Raw genomic sequence first — 386 nt, forward strand, 5'->3', positions numbered from 1 at the left:
GCCCTCGGCCCAGGCCTGCTTGGCCAGCGCCTGCGAGCGGACGCCGAGCTCCTCGATGTCCGCACGGGTGATGCCGCGACGCTTCGCGATCCGCTCGGCGGCCTCGAACTGGTTGGGCATGTCGATGTCCCACGACGCGGGCCGGCCTCGGTGCCGACGTTGGCGCCGAGCGGGACCTGGCTCATCTGCTCGACGCCGCAGGCGACGCCGATGTCGATGGCGCCGGTGGCGATCAGCCCGGCGATCAGGTGGTTGGCCTGCTGCGCGCTGCCGCACTGGCAGTCGATGGTGGTGGCGCCGGTCTGCCACGGCAGGCCCGCAGCCAGCCAGGCCACCCGAGTGACGTTGTTGGACTGTGCGCCCGCCTGGGTGACGCAGCCGCCGAT

Annotated in this window: 1 pseudogene; it reads right to left on the reverse strand. The window is 72.8% G+C overall.

Annotated features, from left to right (window positions below):
• A pseudogene (locus AC1DWC_RS26785) lies at positions 1–386 on the reverse strand (thiolase family protein); the annotation flags it as partial.

This window comes from Rhodococcus sp. P4_C10 (assembly GCF_056402135.1).